This is a genomic window from Brevibacterium sp. CT2-23B, from assembly GCF_013168765.1.
GTDB classification, from domain to species: Bacteria; Actinomycetota; Actinomycetes; order Actinomycetales; family Brevibacteriaceae; genus Brevibacterium; species Brevibacterium sediminis.
On sequence record NZ_JABBYK010000001.1, the window covers coordinates 983,129 to 1,000,207 of the forward strand.

Consider the following 17,079-nt stretch of genomic DNA (forward strand, 5'->3'; position numbering starts at 1 on the left):
ACCCATGCACTTCGTGATTATGGGCTGCGGTCGAGTCGGGGCCTCCCTGGCCAAAGCCCTTGATGCGAATGGGCACTCCGTCGCAGTCGTCGACCGGGACCCCGACGCGTTCCTCAAGCTCGGTCGGGATTTCAGCGGTTCGACGATCACCGGCGTCGGTTTCGACCGCGAGACTCTGTCCCAGGCGAAGACCGCCGAGGCCTTCGCCTTCGCCGCCGTCTCCAGTGGTGACAATTCGAATATCCTCGCCGCGCGTGTCGCTCGTGAGACCTTCGGGGTGAGCAATGTCGCCGCCCGCATCTACGATCCCGACCGTGCGCAGGTCTTCGAACGTCTCGGCATCCCCACGGTGCCCACCGTGCGGTGGACGGCCGAGCAGGTGATGCGCAAGCTCGTCCCGCAGGGGTCGATCACCGAATACCGTGAGCCCTCCGGCAACCTCGTCCTGGCGGAGGTGCATCTGGATCCTGGCTGGGTGGCCCGTCCGATCAAGGAGATCGAAACACGGACCAAGGCTCGGGTCGCCTATGTCACCCGCCTGTCCGAGGGCATCGTCGCCCACGATGATCTGCTCCTCCAGGACGGCGACCTCGTCCATCTCATGGCTCCGGTCGACCGCCTCGGCGAGATCGAACGGATCCTCGATCAGCCCGTGCGAACCGTGGAGGAAGAAGAATGAGGGTCATCATCGCCGGAGCCGGCTCCGTCGGACGTTCGGTGGCCAGGGAGCTGCTGGACAAGGACCATTCGGTCCTGCTCATCGACCAGAGCAAGGAGGCGCTGGGCCATGAGCGCATTCCGGGCGCCGAATGGCTGCTCTCCGATGCCTGTGAGCTCGCCGGTCTCGCCGAGGCGGGGCTGGAGGAGGCCGATGTCGTCGTGGCCGCGACGGGAGATGACAAGACTAATCTGGTGCTCTCCCTGTTGGCGAAGACCGAGTTCGGGGTGCCCAGGACGGTCTCGCGGGTGAACAATCCGAAGAACGAATGGCTCTTCGACGACAACTGGGGCGTCGATGTCGCCGTCTCGACTCCGCGCCTGATGACCGCGCTCGTCGAGGAGGCCGTGGAAGTCGGCGGACTGGTCCACCTCATGAGCTTCGAACGCGGGCAGGCGGGCCTGCTCGAGTTCACAGTGCACGAGAACGCCGAACTCGTGGCCGAGCGCGTCGGTGGGATCACCTTCCCGCTCGATACGGTGCTGGTGGCGATCATCCGCAATTCGCGGGCGTTCGCTCCGAGCGCCGATGATGTCATCGAGGCCGGAGACGAACTGTTCTTCCTCTCCTCCCCCGATCAGGAGCCGGCGCTGCTAGCGCTGCTGCAGGAGACTGCGAAAGCCGACGAGAACGCAGAGGGCTGAGCCCGGTCGTCTGCGGCCGAGATCGTCAGTTCTGCGGCCGACGGCCGCCCGGCCCCTCGGGACGGTCAGTCGTCGGAGTCGTCGCGGGTCTGCAGGAGTTCGTAGACGGGATTGTGTGCGGTGAGCACTCCGTCCTTGCCGCAGAACCGTCCTTCTAAGACGATGAGGGACCCGGGACGGATGCCGCTGATCTCCCGGCGTCCGAGGAATTGGGCGCGGGCTTCGCCGGTGCCATCGGCGACGGTGATGTCGAGCCTGGGGCTGTCGGCGCTGCACGACTGAGTGGTCGCTGAAACGACTCCGGCGATGCGTGAGGTCTTTCGCGCCTCCAGCTCTTCGACCGGAATAACCCCGGGGATCTGGCTGACCAGTCGCAGATCGGCCCGGGCCTCGGCCTCACGGGATCCGAAGTCGCGCACGAGGCGAGGGATGAGGTTCCGCATCAGCGCTCAGCGGACCTCTGTGATCTCGGGGCCGCGTTCGAAGGGGTTGAGTTCGTCCTCGTCCTTCTTCTCCTCCGCCTCGTCCTGGTCGACCTGCGGTGCGGTCAGTGCGATGAGCTCGCGGGGAGCCATCGCCTCCTCACCGCGATCGACGACGACTCCGCGGAAGAGTGCGGAGAGTTCGGCACGCACCTCGTCATCGGTCACGGCCTTGCCGGAGAACACGGCGCGGACGAACCAGCGTGGTCCGTCGATGCCGGCGAAGCGCATGGCGCGTTTGCCGGGGCGACCGGATTCCGTCTTCGCCGGAACCTCGATGGCCAGCTCCTTGCCGAGAGAGGTGTGCAGCTCGGTCGATTCCCCACCCTGTTTGGTCACGGATTCGGCGAGCTGACCGCGCACCGTGTTCCACAGGCCCTCGGAGCGTGGTGTCGCGAACGCCTGCAGCTGGATGCCTCCACCGTCGTGGATGAGGGTGACGGCCAGCACGCGCTGAGAATCGTCGTCCGTGTCCAGGCGCACCTGCATGCCGTCGACGACGGGCACCTTGAGCGCGCCGAGGTCGAGGCGGTCATGCTCCGGGTACTCCTCGGAGATGTCGAAGGGGCCCTTCTCGGACCGGTCGAAGGGTGCGGACTTCTCCAGCCGCGCTTCTTCCTCGTCGACATCTTCATCGGACTCGGCCGCCTCTGCGGCGGACTCTGCCTCGTCGTCATCGGCGTCGTCGTCTGCACGATCGGCCGCCTCGGTGTCGGTGTCCTGAGCGTCGAGCTCATCGTCGTCGGTGAGTTCGTCGTCGGCGCGGACGTCGTCATCGGTCGGTGTGGATTTCTTGAACCGGGAGAACAGTCCCATAAGTCCTCACTTCTCCTTTTCGCTGAGGCCGGCGACGATTCCGCCGGTGGATCCGAATCCCCCGGCGCCGCGGGCGCTGTCTTCGAGGGATTCGACGATGTCGAAGTCGGCGTGAGCGATCCTCTGGATCACGAGTTGGGCGATGCGGTCGCCGCGCACGACGCGCAGCGGGGTCTTCGCGTCGAGGTTGATCAGCGGCACCTTGATCTCGCCGCGGTAGCCGGCGTCGATGGTGCCCGGCGCATTGACGACCGTGACTCCGTGCTTGCTCGACAGGCCCGAACGCGGATGCACGAAGGCCGCATAGCCCTCTGGCAGGGCGATCGCGATTCCGGTCGGAACGACACGGCGCTCGAACGGTTCGAGCACGAAGTCGATCGCCGAATGCAGGTCTGCACCGGCGTCGCTCGCATGCGCGTAGCCGGGCGCGCTCATGCCCGCGTCGAGGAGCTGGAGGTTGATCTTCACGGTTTCCGTCACAAAGATGCACTCTAACGCTCCAGCCTGAGCGTGGCCAAACTTCTCGCTATGGGACAATGGCCGCATGGCAACAACTCAATCCGGAACCCACGTGGTCTATCAGGAGAAGGTCCGCCCCTCGGTCGGCATGTGGATCCTCGTCGTGGTGGCCGCTCTGTCCACGGCACTCATGGTCATGCCCGTCTGGCAGCTCGGCACCATCATCCTTCCCGTCGTCAGCTTCGTCCTCTTCGCCTGGTGGCTGAATTCGCTGACGCTGACGATCATCGTCACCGAACGACAGCTGTTCGTCGGCGAAGCTCATATCGACCGCACGTTCGTTCCGGGTGCGGTCGCCTTCGACGGCGAGGAGGCCCGGCAGGCCCGCGGTGTCGATCTCGACGCCCGCGCCTTCCTCAAGATCCGCCCGTGGGTGAAATCCGTCGTCCGCATCGATCTCGACGATGAGACGGATCCGACCCCGTACTGGCTCGTCTCGAGCCGTCACCCCCACAAACTAGCCGCCGCCCTCACCCCCTGATTACTACCTGACGGCGGCCCAGCAACCTCGCGCGAGGTTGCTGGGCCGCCGTCAGGTAGTAAGGGGAGAAGAACGGACCGCGACCCTTTCGAGGGTGCGGTCCGTTTTCGGGTTTTCGCGAAGAGAAGCGATTCAGCCTGCACAGTCTGTGCAGATGGGGACACCGCCTTCTTCGGTCGCAAGCTGAGAACGATGGCGGACCAGGAAGCACTCCATGCAGGTAAACTCATCGTTCTGCTTCGGCAGGACCCGAACGGAGAGCTCTTCGTTCGACAGGTCCGCACCGGGAAGTTCGAAGCCTTCGGCTACTGCAGTCTCGTCTTCGTCGATCTTGCTCGCCTGAGCCTGGGAACGCTGGGCCTTGAGCTGCTCGATCGAATCGCTTTTGATCTCATCGTCTTGCTTGCGAGGTGCGTCGTAGTCTGTTGCCATATGGCCTCATCGCTCTCTGTCCGGAGGGGGTGCCGAAGAGGAGCATCTTCTCCTCTTCCGAGATGTGTCCCCAGCATTGTGCACTGTATGCTTGCCGTTGGCAAGATGGAATGAGCACCTGATGCGGTGATTCTCGTCACCAGCTTGTCCGCATGGACGGAGCACACATAGAGTTCACGAAATGCTCTGCAAGAATGCTTGTGATGGACAGCACCGACAGCACGCTCTGTCGGTCGAATACCGGGCTCGTCCCCTGTGGAGGCGGCCCGAGGAAGGACGGATCCACAATGAGTGAATTCGCTGATCAGCTCGACACACGAATCGATGATGTCCGTCATCGCATTCACGAGGCCCGTTCCGCCGGTGACGACTTCCTCGTCGAAAATCTCATCGACGACCTGCAGAACCTGATGGAATTGGCCGGACGCAACGATGTCGACACCGGTCCCATCGCCGAGGCGATCCAGGCCGAGACGGGAGCCCTGCCGGTCATCCCGAGTCCCGACGACTACTGAGAGAACACACAGCAAAGAACCCTCCCTCACCGATTCGGTGAGGGAGGGTTCATTCGTCTTCAGGACTCAGTTCGCCATGGCCCAGTTCGGATAGGTTGCACGTTCGATGCGGCCGCGGCAGCAGTCGATGCTGCAGGCTCCGCTGCCAGGCACCAGAGCCTTCGTCCCGGGCAGAGCCGGAACGTCGACGTCTTCCCCGCGCAGCTGAGCCACGCGCTCCTCGACGAGGTCGACGAGTCCCCCGACGAAGGCGTCATGAGTGCCGACGGTGTCGACCCGGGTGAAGTCGAGACCGAGTTCCTCAGCAGTCTCCTTCGCTTCGGTGTCGAGGTCGAAAGCGACCTCCATATGGTCGGAGATGAAACCGATGGGCACGAGCACGACACCGGTCACCCCCTCCTCGGCAAGTTCGGTCATCCGGTCGTTGACATCGGGTTCGAGCCAGGGCACCTCAGGTGAGCCGGAACGTGAGCAGTAGACGAGTTCGGACGGAACACGATCGGCCTCATCGATGCGCCCCATGAGGTGCTCGATGAGTTCTTCGTGCTGGGCCCGGTATCCGTTGGTGGCCACCTCTGAGGCGTCCTGCATGACGTTCGGGATCGAGTGGGTGACGAAGAGGATCCGGTGCTTGGTCGAATCGATCTGCCCGACCTTCGACCGGAAATCGGCGAGGCCGTCGCCCAGGCAGTCGGCGCAGGCGTCGGCGTAGCCGGGATGGTTGTAGAACTGACGGATCTTGTCGATCGAGACAGTGAGACCCTCGTCCTTGAGCGTGTCGATCGTCTTCGCGAAGTCCTCACGGTACTGCCGGCACGACGAGTAGGAGGAATACGCGGAGGTGTCGATCGAGAGGAACTGCGTGGCACCGTCCTGTGCCAGCTTGCGCACCTCGTCGGTGAGATAAGGATCCCAGTTGCGGTTGCCCCAGATCAGCGGGGTCTCGATTCCGCGGCGATCGAGTTCGTCGCGCAGCGCGGCCAGCAGCGCCTTGTTCTGATCGTTGATCGGAGACTTGCCTCCGAAACCGAAATAGTGCTCCCCCACCTCCTCGAGCCGTTCCTCGGGAATCCCGCGGCCGGCGGTGACGTTGCGCAGGAATGGAACCACTTCTTCTGGGGCCTCCGGTCCTCCGAATGACATGAGGATCAGGGCGTCGATGGGTGCAGTCGTATTCACCTTCCCGATTTTACAGACTGTAGAGCCGCTCGGCCCGCTGTCCGCACAGTGAGCCGCGCCCACTCACGGTGCAGACGCCGACCGGAGGGTCCGACGCCCGCCCTCGCCTGTGTCGTGGCGACGCCGGCGGCGTGGTGGCGACGCTGTCGGAGCCGACGCGCAGGTTCCCCTTTCGCACATTTCTCGCACGTGCGTGGCCGGTCTCACAGAATCACCCCGCCGGCTCCCGATCTGCCCCGTGATTTCGCGACTCGCGCGGAAATCTGCCCGGCACGACGCGCCGAACGTGACACGATGCTTCTGAGACGCGACAAAGGAGCTTAAGGCAATGCGTGAACTGATCTTGAACGGAGTCAACGCAGACGGCACACATCTGCTGTTGAACGACGAGAACGGGCTTCAGTACCGAGTCGTCCTCGATGAGGCTCTCTTCGCCGCGGTCCGCAGGGACCGCTCCCACCCCAAGTCCGAGACTCCCGTGCGCCCGAAAGAGATCCAGGCCATGATCCGCGGCGGCATGGACGCCGAGGAGGTCGTGGCCGCCACCGGTGCCGACATCGAATACGTGCGCACTTACGAAGGTCCGGCGATGGCCGAACGCGAACGCACCGCCTACCTCGCCAGCCGCCATCCCATCTATTCCGATCATGATCCCAACGGTGAACCGACTCCGCTCATCGAGCTGTGTCAGGAACGCCTGGCGATGCGCGACGTCGATATCGAGACGATGGAGTGGGATTCCTGGAAGCAGCAGGACGGCAACTGGTACATCCAACTCAGCTTCACCGCCGCTGATCGTGTCCGCACCGCCAGCTGGCATTACTACCGCCGTTCGCTGACCCCGATCGACGATGAGGCGAAGTGGCTCGCCGATTCCGGTCCCACCGACACCGGACCGATCCCGAACTACGGCAGCGGGGCCGAACGACAGAGGAACACCGAGGAGGTCGATGTCCTCCCGGCGACCGATCAGTCGTCCGCGTCGATCGCCGCCGACGGACCGGTCCGGCCCACCGCCGGTTCGGCGCCGTCGCAGCAGGCCCGCGATCATCAGGCCGAAACCGGCCGGATTCTGGAGAATCTGCGCAAGCGCCGCCACGCCGAGGAAGAGCCGCGGACCCGTCTGCGCGCGGTCACCGAGGACCCCGAGACTCACCCGCAGGGAGCGCACACCGCTCCGGGCCAGCCCGAAGCCGCCACCGATGACGAAGTCTTCGCCTTAGAAGATGCGGCTGCCTCGGCTGAGGAACCGCAGGAGCCGACCGAGAAGGTCGGCGTCTTCGACGACGAGAATCAGCTCTCCCTGCTCAATGAGCCCGGAGTGAGCGATCACGACGATCAGTTCAAGGACTCGGCCTCGGCGAAGGATACGAAGCCGAAGTCGAAGAAGAACTCGCGTGCCTCGATCCCGAGCTGGGACGAGATCATGTTCGGGTCGAAACGGGACTGACCTCAGACTCTCGAGTGTTCGCCCTCGGGGTCGCGTGTGCCGAGGCCCGCTGCACCCGGTTCGACTGTGCCGAGGTCGACGACCTCATCGCCGTCCGCGATCAGTCTCCTGTCATGGGTGACCATGACGACCGTGCGGTCGCCCAGGCTCCCGCGGAGATCGTCGATGAGCAGCCGAGCCGTCTCATCGTCCAAGTGCGCCGTCGGTTCGTCGAGGACGATCACATCGGCTCCGGTCAGCAGGGTTCTGGCCACTGCCAAACGCTGTCGCTGACCGCCGGAGATCTCCGCTCCGTGGTCGCCGACCCACCGGTCGAGCCCCGCGGAGTCGGCCCAGTCGCTCAGTCCTGCCGCTCTCAGCACGGAGATCATCTCGTCGTCCCCGGGGAACGACCGCCCGGCGAGTGCGAGATTGCCGCGCACTGTGGAGCGGAAGACGTGTGCCTCCTGAGGGCACCAGGCGATTCGGCCGACGAGGTCTTCGGGTGAGCAGGTGAGCATATCGTGGTCGGTCCCGCTCCGGTCACGGGCACGGTACCTGCCGGACCAGGGGTCGAGGAACCGCAGGAGCACGCTCAGGCTCGTCGTCTTACCGGTTCCGCTGTCACCGCACAGCACGGTCCAACTGCCGCGTTGAGCTCTCAGGTCCAGTCCTGCGACGACAGCCTGATCGTCCCATCCGACGGTGATCTCATCGAATTCGAGGGCGTCGACGCCGACGAGCTCGACCGGGCCAGAGCGGCACGACGAGTCGTCGCTCTCGCCGGCCGTCGTTCCGGCAGCAGGAGCCTGCACTTCGACGTCGAGTCCCGAGTCCTCGGCTTCGCGGTCCGCCGCACTGTCCGCATTGGGCAGACAGTCCAGTGCCGACCCCAGGGCGGGCAGCTGGCGGAACGCTTCGAGTGCCGAAGCGAACACTTCGCCCAGGCCCAAGGCCATGAGGGAGAGCACCGCGACGATCTCGGTCGGAGCATCCGTGGACACCGCCAGGATGACTGCGGTGGTGAACGTGCTCAGCTGCAGCCACAGTTGGGCGAGCCCGAAGTTGCGGGCAGAGGCCTTCTGCTTCTTCTCGAGGTCGGCCTCCAAGTCGGCCAACAGGCCGAGGACCGCAGAGTCGACCCGGTTCGTGCGCAGGTCGTCCTTTGCGTACAGAGCGCGAGTGAGCACGGACAGGATCCGGTTGCGGTCCTCCCTGATTCCGTACGCCAACCGGCTCTCTGCCCGGATGACGAGAATCGGGACGATGACGAGGTTGACGGCGCCCACCAGGATGAACCAGACCAGTGACCTCACGTCGAGAAGTGCTGCGGTGATGCTCACGCCGATGACGACCATGGTGGAGACGAAAGGCGGGAACAGAGTCCGGGGCACCAGGTCGCGGACGTCGTCGGCGTCGGCGACCATGGCGCGCAGCGCCGAATCCGAGGTCAGCAGCCGCCGATCACTCATGCCGACGCGCTCGAAGTGCTCCCACAGCCGTATGCGCAGTTTCGTGAGCGCGGCGAAGATCGCCGAGTGGAGTCTCAGCCGACTGGCGTAGAGCAGCACGGAGCGGCTGAGCCCGAAGAATCGCACACCGACGATGGCGACCATGAGCAGCATGATCGGCGGCTGGTACGAAGCTTCGACGATGAGCCATGCGGAGACGGCAGTCAGAGCGATGGCCGCGAGGCTGGACGCGCAGGCGGTGAGCGCGGCCACCAGCATGGTCGGGGTGAACAGCGGCAGGCTCGAGCCCAGTATCGACCAGCGACGTCGCAGTGCAGCTGTCCAGGACTCGCCTCCGGAGTGCTGCGTCGAGACATCCGGGTGCCGCTCGACGTCGGACCGAGGCCCGCGCTCGCTGCCCGAACCCGTCCGTTCCGCCGGAGCGGGAACTTCAGTCCGCGCCCTTGTTGCAGGAACCTCGGCGGCGTCGGTTCGGGCCTGATCCGCGATCACGGTCGACTTTGATTCCGCTGGTGCACCGTTCTCTGCCGCTTCAAAGTGCGTCTTCTCCGGGCGGATCTCTGTGTCGGCCAGCGCGCGAACCTGTTCGTCATGGCTGGCGAGGATCACGCGGTGGGTGGCGGCCGCCTCGGCGATCATGTCGATGACGATGGCGGCATTGTCGGCGTCGAGGTGGGCGGTCGGTTCGTCGAGGACGAGCAGCTCGGCCCCGTCACCGAGGCGGTGCCGCACTCGCACGAGGGCCAGCCGACGCTGTTGGCCGGGGCTCAGCGCCTCCGTCTGCACACACAGATCGGTGGGCAGTCCGGCGGCGGACAGGGCCGTCCGAGCTTGGTCGTCGTCGAGTCCGAAGAGTGCCAGTTCGGCGCCGATGGTCTCGGCGAACATGCGTGGAGCCTGCGGCACGTATGCCGCGCTCATCGGATCGGCGGTGGTGTGCGCGTCGGCAGGCAGACTGCCGACCAGCGCACCGAGCACGGTCGACTTGCCGGTTCCGGACCTGCCGCTGATCGTCGTCACTCCCGGCCGGGTGTCGATGACCCCCGACCACGAGATGAGTGTGCCGTCGGCATAGCGAACCCACTGGTCCCCCGGCCAGCCGATGGCATCGAGCGCGCGTGCCCCCGCCGCCGACGGAGTCTCCGCTTCCGCCGACCGTGTCTCCGACAGCAGCGACCGGGCCCTCTCACGAGCTTCGCGTCCGTTCTCGCTCGCATGATAGCCGGCCCCGAGCTCCCGCAGAGGGATGAAGCATTCGGGCGCGATGAGCAGGACCAACAGGCCATCGCCCAGCTCCATCGTCCCATTGACCAGGCGCAGACCGATGACCACGGCCACGAGCGCCACCGAGATCGTGGCGATGAGCTCGAGTGCCAAACTGGAGAGGAACGCGATGCGCAGCGTCGTGAGGTTCGCCTGATGGTAGCGCTCCCCCAGTTCCCGCAGCCGGCGCGCGTGATCGCGAGAACGGCCGAGGCCGATGAGGACGGGCAGCCCCTCGGCGAGTTCGGCCAGGTGATCCGACAGCCGCTCCAGAGCCGCCATGGTCTCCGAGGTCGACTCTGCCGTGTAGCGGCCGATGAGCACCATGAACATCGGCACCAACGGCAGGCACACCGCGATGATGACCGCCGAGAGGACATCGCTGAAGACGATGCGCACCAGCAGCACGATGGGCACCACCGCGGCCGCGGTCAGGGCCGGCACCACCGTGGTGAAGTAGTCATCGAGATCGTCGATTCCGCGGGTGACCGTGACCGCCGCATTCGTCCGCGGGCGTCCCCGTCCGCGCAGCAGACCGGAGAGGATCGAGCGCCGCAGACCCTGTTTCGAAACGGCTGCCAGGCTGGTGCCCAGACTGCGGTCGAGCCAGAGTCCGCCGCCGCGCAGCAGCGCGCCGAGGGCGCCGAGGACCACCCACAGCCCGGGCGCGCTGTGGCCGATGATGGCTCTCACCAGGGCTTCGGCGATGAGGACGATTCCCACCGACCGGCACAGGGCGGAGAGCACCGACAGTGCCAACCCCCGCCGACCGGTGGGCAGCTCGAGCAGGATCGACAGGGGTGAGCTCACGATCGGATCGCCACCGGCAGCTTGTGAGCTTCGGGGATGTGGGTCTCGGCGATGCGGCCGAGGAACATCCGGTAGCTGAAGATCTGGTAGGCGATGATGATCGGCAGGATCACGATCGTCACGATGAGCATGACGTTCAAGGTGTAGTCCGACGAGGATGCCGCAGCGATCGTCAGCGAGTTCGCCGGGTCGATCGTCGAGGGCAGGACGTTCGGGAAGACACCGGCGAAGACGGCGGTCAGACCGGCGATTAGATAGATCCCGTGCAGGATGAAGGCGCGCTTCTCGGCACCGGCGCGGACCGCGACGAACGCGAACATGAGAGCGACGATCGCAACGAGCACCGGCACGATGAGCCAGGTCCGCTGGGTGATCGAGGAGGCGAACCAGATGAGGAACGGAATCGCGGCCGGCAGCATGATCCGACCGGCCCAGCGCCGCGACCGCGCCCGGACCTCGCCCTGAGTCTTGAGACCGAGGAAGATGAGCCCGTGGGCCAGAGAGAAGCCGAGCCCGCCGAGTCCGCCGGCGAGAGCCGGCCACGACATCCAGGCGAAGGCACCGCCGATCATGTCGCCATGATCATTGAGCGGCAGCCCGATGGTCGTCAGTGCGAGCATCGCACCGATGCAGAAGGCTGTTCCGGCCGATCCCACGGCCAGAGCCCAGGTCCAGAAGGTCTTCCACCTCTCCGAGTGCCCTTTGCCGCGGTATTCGATGGCCACGGCGCGGAAGATCAGCGCGAGCAGGCAGATGGTCAGTGGAATGTAGAGCGCGGAGAACAGTGAAGCGTACCAGTGTGGGAAGGCGGCGAACATCGCTCCGGCCGCGGTGATCAGCCAGACCTCGTTGCCTTCCCAGACCGGACCGATCGAGTTGAGCAGAACGCGCTTGCTGCGTTCGCTGCGGCTGAGGAAGGGCATCATCATGCCCACGCCGAGGTCGAAGCCGTCGAGGAACAGGTATCCCATCCAGAGCACGACGATGAGGACGAACCAGATTGTGGCGAGGATTTCCATCGTGACCTTCCCTCAGTACGCGAACGACAGGACGTCGTCGCCGTTGTCGGTGATTGTGGGTTTCGTATTCGTCTGGTCGAGTTCGGGCATCGCCGAGGCGACTCCCCCCTTGACGTATTTCGTGATCAGCCGCAGTTCGACGACCATCAGAATTCCGTAGACGGAGGTGAGACTGATCAGTGAGAACAGCAGCATCGCCGGTGTCACCTCGGGTGACAGCGCCGCCTGGGTGTACATGTACACTCCGTCGAGCTGAGCCGGGTTCGGTGCGACGACGAAGGGCTGGCGTCCCATTTCGGTGAAGATCCATCCTGCCGAATTCGCGAGGAACGGTGCCGTGATGGCCAGGACGAATCCGCGGCTGAGCCATTTCGACTCGGGCACCGTGCCCTTGCGGGCCAGCCACAGTCCGATGACGCAGACACCGGCGGCCAGGGCGCCGAAGCCGATCATCATGCGGAAGCCCCAGTAGGTGACGATCATGATCGGCTGGTAGTCGATGGGTTCGCCGGCATGGTCGCCGTACCGCGGGTCGTCGGGGATATGCGTGCCGTAGCGCTCCTGGTATTCAGGCAGCAGCGTCGTCACACCGTGGACCGGGGTGTCGAAGTCGCCGTTGGCCAGGAAGGACAGCAGACCGGGGATCTCGAAGATGTTCTGCACTCCGTCGCAGTCGTTCGACGACGGATCGGCGATCGTGAGGACGGAGAATTGGGTGCCGTCGTGGCAGGCCGCCTCGGCGGAGGCCATCTTCATGGGCTGCTGGTCGAACATCAGTTTGGCTTGGACGTCACCGGTGATCGAGACGCCGGCGAAGGCGAGGACGCCGACGATCGCGCCGATGCGCAGGGATTTGATCCACACCGCATGATCCGTCTTGTCCCGTCCTGGAAGCTCCTTCGAAGAGCCCACGATGACCTTGCCGTCGGCACCGACGGTGTCGATTCCGGCCTTGCGCCGGTGGTAGAGGTGGTACCAGGAGATGCCGAGGAGGAAGGATCCGCCTACTGCCAGGGCGCCGAAGATCGTATGCGTGAAGGCGGCGATGGCGGTGTTGTTGCCGAGGACCGCCCAGACGTCGGTCATCACGGGCCGGCCGTCGACCATTTCGACGCCGACGGGATGCTGCATCCAGGAGTTCGCGACGATGATGAAGTAGGCCGAGATCCATGTGCCGATGACGGCCAGCCACAGCGAGCCGAGGTGAACCGCCCGCGGCAGTCGGCCCCAACCGAAGATCCACAGGCCGAGGAAGGTCGATTCGAGGAAGAACGCCAGCAGGGCCTCCAACGCAAGGGGCGCGCCGAAGACGTCGCCGACGAAGCGGGAGTATTCGCTCCACGCCATGCCGAACTGGAATTCCTGGACCAGGCCGGTGGCCACGCCCATGATGAAGTTGATGAGGAAGAGCTTGCCGAAGAACTTCGTGCTCCGCAGGTACACCTCGTTGCCGGTGCGATGGTAGATGGTCTGCAGGACCGCCACGAGCATGCCGAGGCCCAGGGTCAACGGCACCATCCAGAAGTGGTAGACCGTTGTGATTCCGAATTGCCACCGTCCGATGAGGACCGGGTCCAGCTCCATGGGTGCTCCATTCAGGTTTCACGCGAGCAATGTTTCTACGTCACGTAGAATTCTACAGTCCGTAGAAACGCTGCCCGGGTGGTTTCATCATTCAAGACTCCCGATTCCAAGTATGCTCTCGGGCAAGCTCCCTGACCAGGGCCGCCCCTCTGCCGATACACACGCGCCTATGTGGAATTCGACAGGCTGTAGAGATATACTGGAGCGATCAGACCGACAAAGAAATTGAGGGCGAAAGAACTGTGGGAACACTGGGTGAACTCGAACGCAGCGTCATGGACGCCATCTGGGTCCACGACGACGGGTTGAGTGCCGCTGAACTCCGCGAAGTCCTCTCGGATCGCGAGCTCGCGCTGACAACGGTCCATACTGTCCTGTCTCGACTCGAGAAGAAGGGCTTTGTCACTCGCGATCGCAGCATCCGTCCGCATCGCTACGTCGCGGTATCGACACGTGAGGATCACGTTGCGGAGCTGATGACCGAGATGCTGTCTCAGGCACCGGATCGTCAGGCTGTCCTCGCTCGCTTCCTCGGTACCGTCTCGGAGGCCGACACCAAGGCGCTGCGCAATCTGCTCGGGCGCAATCACTCGACGCAGTCCTGACTCAGGCCGGTCACCTCAATGACCATCGTGGGAATCGTTCTGGCCGTGCTGGCTTTTCTGCTGGCATGGCCTATTCCTGCGGCCCTCGCGCGTTTCCGCGGTGACCCGATCTCAGAGGTCGTCCTCTGGCAGGCTGTCGGACTCTCCGGAGGACTCTCCCTCATCGGCGCTGCGCTCGCCTTCGCGGTCGCCCCGGGGACCACGAGTCTCCCGCAGGGACTCTTCGACCTCATCCGGGGCAAGGACCACACTCAGCTCTCACTCTTAGCCTGGATCTTCCTCGTCATCGCCGTGCTCCTCATCGGTCGGCTGCTCGGCTGCCTGATCCTGACCCTCTATTCGGCTCGGCAGACTCGCCTGCGCCACGACGAGATCCTGCATCTGCTCAGCGAACCGTCGATCGCCTATCCCGACACGCGCATCATCACCACCGATGAGGCCGTCGCCTACTGCCTGCCCAAGGGGCCCCGGAAGGGCACTGCCGTCCTGTCGACCGGTCTGCTCAAGGCCCTCGACGAGGATGAGCGCACCGCCGTCATCGCCCATGAGCGGGCGCATCTGGATTTCCGGCACGATGTGCTCGTCATCCCCTTCGCCGCCTGGCATAGGGCCCTGCCGTACTTCTCGGCCACGGCGATCGGGTTGAACTCGGTGAATCGGCTCATCGAGCTCATGGCCGATGATCAGGCCCGCGACCATGTCGATCCGCAGATCCTGGCTCAGGCGGTGAGATCGGCCGCCGCGATCAGCCCCGATCACCGCAGTGATCTGTCCGCGCAGCGTATCCAGCGCCTGTCGCATCCCCTGGATCCGGCGCGGATCCCCGTGCGGCTGATGTCGATCGGATTGGCCGTTCTGCTGCTGCTCCTGCCGACCCTGCTCATCGTCACACCGTCCTCATTCGGCATCTGAGCCCGGACCGATTTTCGGTCCGGGCTCAGATCTGTCGGTGCTGACTCAGCATTGGTGCTGACTCAGCAGTCGAGGTCAGCTGTCGATGCGTTCGGCATCGAGGACGGCAGCGCCGGAGACGATGAATTCCTTGCGCGGCCCGACCGATGATCCCATGAGGAGCTCGAAGGTGTTCTCCGCCATCTCGGCATCCGCCATCGTCACTCGACGCAGGGTGCGCATGCTCGGGTCCATGGTCGTCTCGGCCAGCTGATCGGCATCCATCTCGCCGAGGCCCTTGTACCGCTGGATCGGCTCCTTGTAGGTCTTCTTCTGCTTCTCGAGCTTCTTCAGCAGAGCGTGGAGCTCGGCTTCGGTGTAGGTGTAGACGATGTCGTTGGGCGTTCCGCGCTTCGTCACGACCTCGACTCGGTGCAGCGGAGGCACGGCCGCGAAGACGCGACCGGCCTCGACCAGCGGCTTCATGTACCGGAAGAACAGAGTCAGCAGGAGAGTGCGGATATGCGCTCCGTCGACATCGGCGTCTGTCATGATGATGACTCGGCCGTACCGTGCAGCGTCGATATCGAAGCTGCGCCCGGAGCCGGCGCCGATGACCTGGATGAGCGCTGAGCATTCGACATTGGCGAGCATGTCGGCCAGAGTCGCCTTCTGCACGTTGAGGATCTTCCCGCGGATGGGGAACAGCGCCTGATGGTCGGAATTGCGAGCGGCCTTCGCCGTACCCATCGCCGAGTCTCCCTCGACGATGAACAGCTCCGTGTTCTCCACCCCGTTGTCACGGCAGTCGTAGAGCTTCGCCGGCAGCGAAGAGGCTTCCAGCGCAGTCTTCCGTCGCTGGTTCTCCTTGTGGGTGCGGGCGGAGATGCGTGACTTCATCTCGGCCACGACTTTCTCCATGAGCACGGCGGCCTGCTGCTTCTCAGCACGCTTGGTCGAGGCAAGCACCTCGCCGAGCTGAGACTCCACGGTCTTCGCCACGATCTGTCGCACTGCCGCGGTGCCGAGGACCTCCTTGGTCTGCCCTTCGAACTGAGGTTCGGCCAGCTGCACGGTGACGACGGCGGTGATGCCGGCGAGCACATCGTCCTTCTCGAGCTTGTCCTTGCCGACCTTGAGCTTGCGTGCGTTGGCGTCGACGGCCTTGCGCATCGCCTTCAGGCAGGCCTGTTCGAACCCGGCGAGGTGTGTGCCGCCCTGTGGAGTGGCGACGACGTTGACGAAGGACTTCAGCTTCGTGTCGTAGCCGGTCCCCCAGCGCAGAGCGATATCGACGCCGACCTCGCGTTCGACTTCCTTGGACTCGAGGTGACCCGAGGAATTGAGGACCGGGACGGTCTCCTTGAAGGTGCCGGTGTTCTGCAATCGCCAGGTGTCGGTGATCGGCGGGTCGATGGAGAGGTGATCGACGAATTCGGTGATTCCGCCGTCGAACTTGAAGACCTCTTCGCGCTCCTCGATGACGGCACCGGTCTCGTCACGGGCGACACCGCGACGATCGACGATGCGCAGCTCGAGACCGGGCACGAGGAATGCGGTCTGACGGGCGCGTTCGACCAGATGCGGGTAGTCGAACTGAGCCTTGGACAGGAAGATCTGCGGATCTGCCCAGTACTGGACCCGAGTGCCGGTGGCGCCGCGTTTGGCCTTGCCGACGATGTCGAGACCGGTCGGCTCCTGGAAGGCCTCGAAGGGGTTGTCGGGGCTCGCTGTGCCGGAGGAGTCGTCGAAGCGTCCGGGAACGCCTCGGCGGAAGGACATCTTGTGCACCTTCGATCCGCGGGTGACCTCGACGTCGAGGCGAGCGGACAGGGCGTTGACGACCGAGGCGCCGACTCCGTGCAGTCCGCCCGAAGCAGCGTAGGAGGAGCCGCCGAACTTTCCGCCGGCATGGAGCTTGGTCATGACGACTTCGACGCCGGTCAGCCCGGTCTTCGGTTCGATGTCGACGGGGATGCCGCGGCCCTTGTCGGTGACGGCCACCGATCCGTCAGCGGCGAGTTCGATGAGGATCTCTGAACCGTGTCCTCCGAGCGCCTCGTCGACGGAGTTGTCGATGACCTCCCACAGACAGTGCATGAGTCCACGGGAATCGGTCGTGCCGATGTACATGCCGGGTCGCTTGCGAACCGCCTCAAGACCGGACAGGACGGACAGGTGCCTGGCGCCGTAGCTTTCGTCTTCCACACAATTCCTCTC

Annotated in this window: 16 protein-coding genes; 7 read left to right on the top strand and 9 right to left on the bottom strand. The window is 64.7% G+C overall.

Features of this window, described 5'->3' with window-relative positions; all coding sequences use genetic code 11:
- Positions 1-4 precede the first annotated feature (4 nt).
- Together HIM68_RS04530 and HIM68_RS04535 are read left to right on the top strand one after the other, a co-directional pair.
- Complete coding sequence (locus tag HIM68_RS04530; RefSeq protein ID WP_101546977.1) at positions 5-679, top strand: TrkA family potassium uptake protein; 675 nt, start codon at positions 5-7, stop codon at positions 677-679.
- Positions 676-1,362: a TrkA family potassium uptake protein gene (locus HIM68_RS04535; protein WP_139908226.1), complete on the top strand. Its 687-nt coding sequence runs from the start codon at positions 676-678 to the stop codon at positions 1,360-1,362. Before HIM68_RS04530 ends, HIM68_RS04535 begins: the two co-directional genes overlap by 4 nt.
- Before the next feature lie 65 nt (positions 1,363-1,427).
- Here the strand turns inward: HIM68_RS04535 and HIM68_RS04540 are convergent, their stop codons facing one another.
- The 3 genes from HIM68_RS04540 to dut are packed head-to-tail and all read right to left on the bottom strand — an operon-like array spanning position 1,428 to position 3,140.
- On the bottom strand, positions 1,428-1,805 hold the full coding sequence (locus HIM68_RS04540) for an OB-fold nucleic acid binding domain-containing protein (RefSeq protein WP_139469793.1): 378 nt from the start codon (positions 1,803-1,805) through the stop codon (positions 1,428-1,430).
- A 6-nt stretch (positions 1,806-1,811) separates the two neighbouring features.
- Complete coding sequence (locus tag HIM68_RS04545; protein ID WP_172169952.1) at positions 1,812-2,660, bottom strand: DUF3710 domain-containing protein; 849 nt, start codon at positions 2,658-2,660, stop codon at positions 1,812-1,814.
- 6 nt (positions 2,661-2,666) lie between these two features.
- On the bottom strand, positions 2,667-3,140 hold the full coding sequence (gene dut / locus HIM68_RS04550; RefSeq protein ID WP_229664113.1) for a dUTP diphosphatase: 474 nt from the start codon (positions 3,138-3,140) through the stop codon (positions 2,667-2,669).
- Between the two features lie 64 nt (positions 3,141-3,204).
- Between dut and HIM68_RS04555 the strand changes: the two genes are divergently transcribed.
- Positions 3,205-3,660: a DUF3093 domain-containing protein gene (locus HIM68_RS04555; protein ID WP_139469790.1), complete on the top strand. Its 456-nt coding sequence runs from the start codon at positions 3,205-3,207 to the stop codon at positions 3,658-3,660.
- Between the two features lie 132 nt (positions 3,661-3,792).
- Here the strand turns inward: HIM68_RS04555 and HIM68_RS04560 are convergent, their stop codons facing one another.
- On the bottom strand, positions 3,793-4,092 hold the full coding sequence (locus tag HIM68_RS04560; protein WP_135541258.1) for a DUF4193 domain-containing protein: 300 nt from the start codon (positions 4,090-4,092) through the stop codon (positions 3,793-3,795).
- A 287-nt stretch (positions 4,093-4,379) separates the two neighbouring features.
- Between HIM68_RS04560 and HIM68_RS04565 the strand changes: the two genes are divergently transcribed.
- Positions 4,380-4,607: a hypothetical protein gene (locus tag HIM68_RS04565; RefSeq protein ID WP_172169955.1), complete on the top strand. Its 228-nt coding sequence runs from the start codon at positions 4,380-4,382 to the stop codon at positions 4,605-4,607.
- Positions 4,608-4,673: 66 nt separating this feature from the next.
- Here HIM68_RS04565 and HIM68_RS04570 read toward each other — a convergent pair whose 3' ends face one another.
- Complete coding sequence (locus HIM68_RS04570) at positions 4,674-5,786, bottom strand: ferrochelatase (protein ID WP_172169958.1); 1,113 nt, start codon at positions 5,784-5,786, stop codon at positions 4,674-4,676.
- A gap of 328 nt (positions 5,787-6,114) precedes the next feature.
- Here HIM68_RS04570 and sepH point away from each other — a divergent pair, with 328 nt between their 5' ends.
- Positions 6,115-7,236, top strand: a complete 1,122-nt coding sequence (sepH, locus tag HIM68_RS04575; RefSeq protein ID WP_172169961.1) for a septation protein SepH — start codon at positions 6,115-6,117, stop codon at positions 7,234-7,236.
- Positions 7,237-7,238: 2 nt separating this feature from the next.
- On the opposite strand, the gene cydC is transcribed toward sepH, so the two are convergent.
- The 3 genes from cydC to HIM68_RS04590 are packed head-to-tail and all read right to left on the bottom strand — an operon-like array spanning position 7,239 to position 13,363.
- Positions 7,239-10,760, bottom strand: a complete 3,522-nt coding sequence (cydC, locus tag HIM68_RS04580; RefSeq protein WP_172169964.1) for a thiol reductant ABC exporter subunit CydC — start codon at positions 10,758-10,760, stop codon at positions 7,239-7,241.
- Positions 10,757-11,779: a cytochrome d ubiquinol oxidase subunit II gene (cydB, locus tag HIM68_RS04585; RefSeq protein ID WP_172169967.1), complete on the bottom strand. Its 1,023-nt coding sequence runs from the start codon at positions 11,777-11,779 to the stop codon at positions 10,757-10,759. Before cydB ends, cydC begins: the two co-directional genes overlap by 4 nt.
- 12 nt (positions 11,780-11,791) lie before the next feature.
- Positions 11,792-13,363 carry a cytochrome ubiquinol oxidase subunit I gene (locus HIM68_RS04590; protein WP_172169970.1) on the bottom strand — a complete coding sequence of 524 codons (1,572 nt, stop codon included), beginning with the start codon at positions 13,361-13,363 and terminating at the stop codon, positions 11,792-11,794.
- A gap of 242 nt (positions 13,364-13,605) precedes the next feature.
- Here HIM68_RS04590 and HIM68_RS04595 point away from each other — a divergent pair, with 242 nt between their 5' ends.
- The gene (locus HIM68_RS04595; RefSeq protein WP_092013109.1) at positions 13,606-13,968 is read left to right on the top strand and encodes a BlaI/MecI/CopY family transcriptional regulator; all 363 of its coding nucleotides are present in this window, start codon (positions 13,606-13,608) and stop codon (positions 13,966-13,968) included.
- Positions 13,969-13,986: 18 nt separating this feature from the next.
- Complete coding sequence (locus HIM68_RS04600) at positions 13,987-14,880, top strand: M56 family metallopeptidase (RefSeq protein WP_139908233.1); 894 nt, start codon at positions 13,987-13,989, stop codon at positions 14,878-14,880.
- 75 nt (positions 14,881-14,955) lie between these two features.
- Here HIM68_RS04600 and HIM68_RS04605 read toward each other — a convergent pair whose 3' ends face one another.
- Positions 14,956-17,067 (bottom strand): type IIA DNA topoisomerase subunit B, encoded by a 2,112-nt coding sequence (locus HIM68_RS04605; protein ID WP_139908234.1) that lies wholly within the window; start codon positions 17,065-17,067, stop codon positions 14,956-14,958.
- Positions 17,068-17,079: the final 12 nt, after the last annotated feature.

Coding starts and splice junctions, on each gene's coding strand:
- HIM68_RS04530 (WP_101546977.1), top strand. CDS start 5: ATGCACTTCGTGATTATGGGCTGCGGTCGAGTCGGGGCCTCCCTGGCC.
- HIM68_RS04590 (WP_172169970.1), bottom strand. CDS start 13,363: ATGGAGCTGGACCCGGTCCTCATCGGACGGTGGCAATTCGGAATCACA.
- HIM68_RS04545 (WP_172169952.1), bottom strand. CDS start 2,660: ATGGGACTGTTCTCCCGGTTCAAGAAATCCACACCGACCGATGACGAC.
- sepH (WP_172169961.1), top strand. CDS start 6,115: ATGCGTGAACTGATCTTGAACGGAGTCAACGCAGACGGCACACATCTG.
- HIM68_RS04565 (WP_172169955.1), top strand. CDS start 4,380: ATGAGTGAATTCGCTGATCAGCTCGACACACGAATCGATGATGTCCGT.
- cydB (WP_172169967.1), bottom strand. CDS start 11,779: ATGGAAATCCTCGCCACAATCTGGTTCGTCCTCATCGTCGTGCTCTGG.
- HIM68_RS04560 (WP_135541258.1), bottom strand. CDS start 4,092: ATGGCAACAGACTACGACGCACCTCGCAAGCAAGACGATGAGATCAAA.
- HIM68_RS04555 (WP_139469790.1), top strand. CDS start 3,205: ATGGCAACAACTCAATCCGGAACCCACGTGGTCTATCAGGAGAAGGTC.
- HIM68_RS04540 (WP_139469793.1), bottom strand. CDS start 1,805: ATGCGGAACCTCATCCCTCGCCTCGTGCGCGACTTCGGATCCCGTGAG.
- HIM68_RS04600 (WP_139908233.1), top strand. CDS start 13,987: ATGACCATCGTGGGAATCGTTCTGGCCGTGCTGGCTTTTCTGCTGGCA.
- HIM68_RS04535 (WP_139908226.1), top strand. CDS start 676: ATGAGGGTCATCATCGCCGGAGCCGGCTCCGTCGGACGTTCGGTGGCC.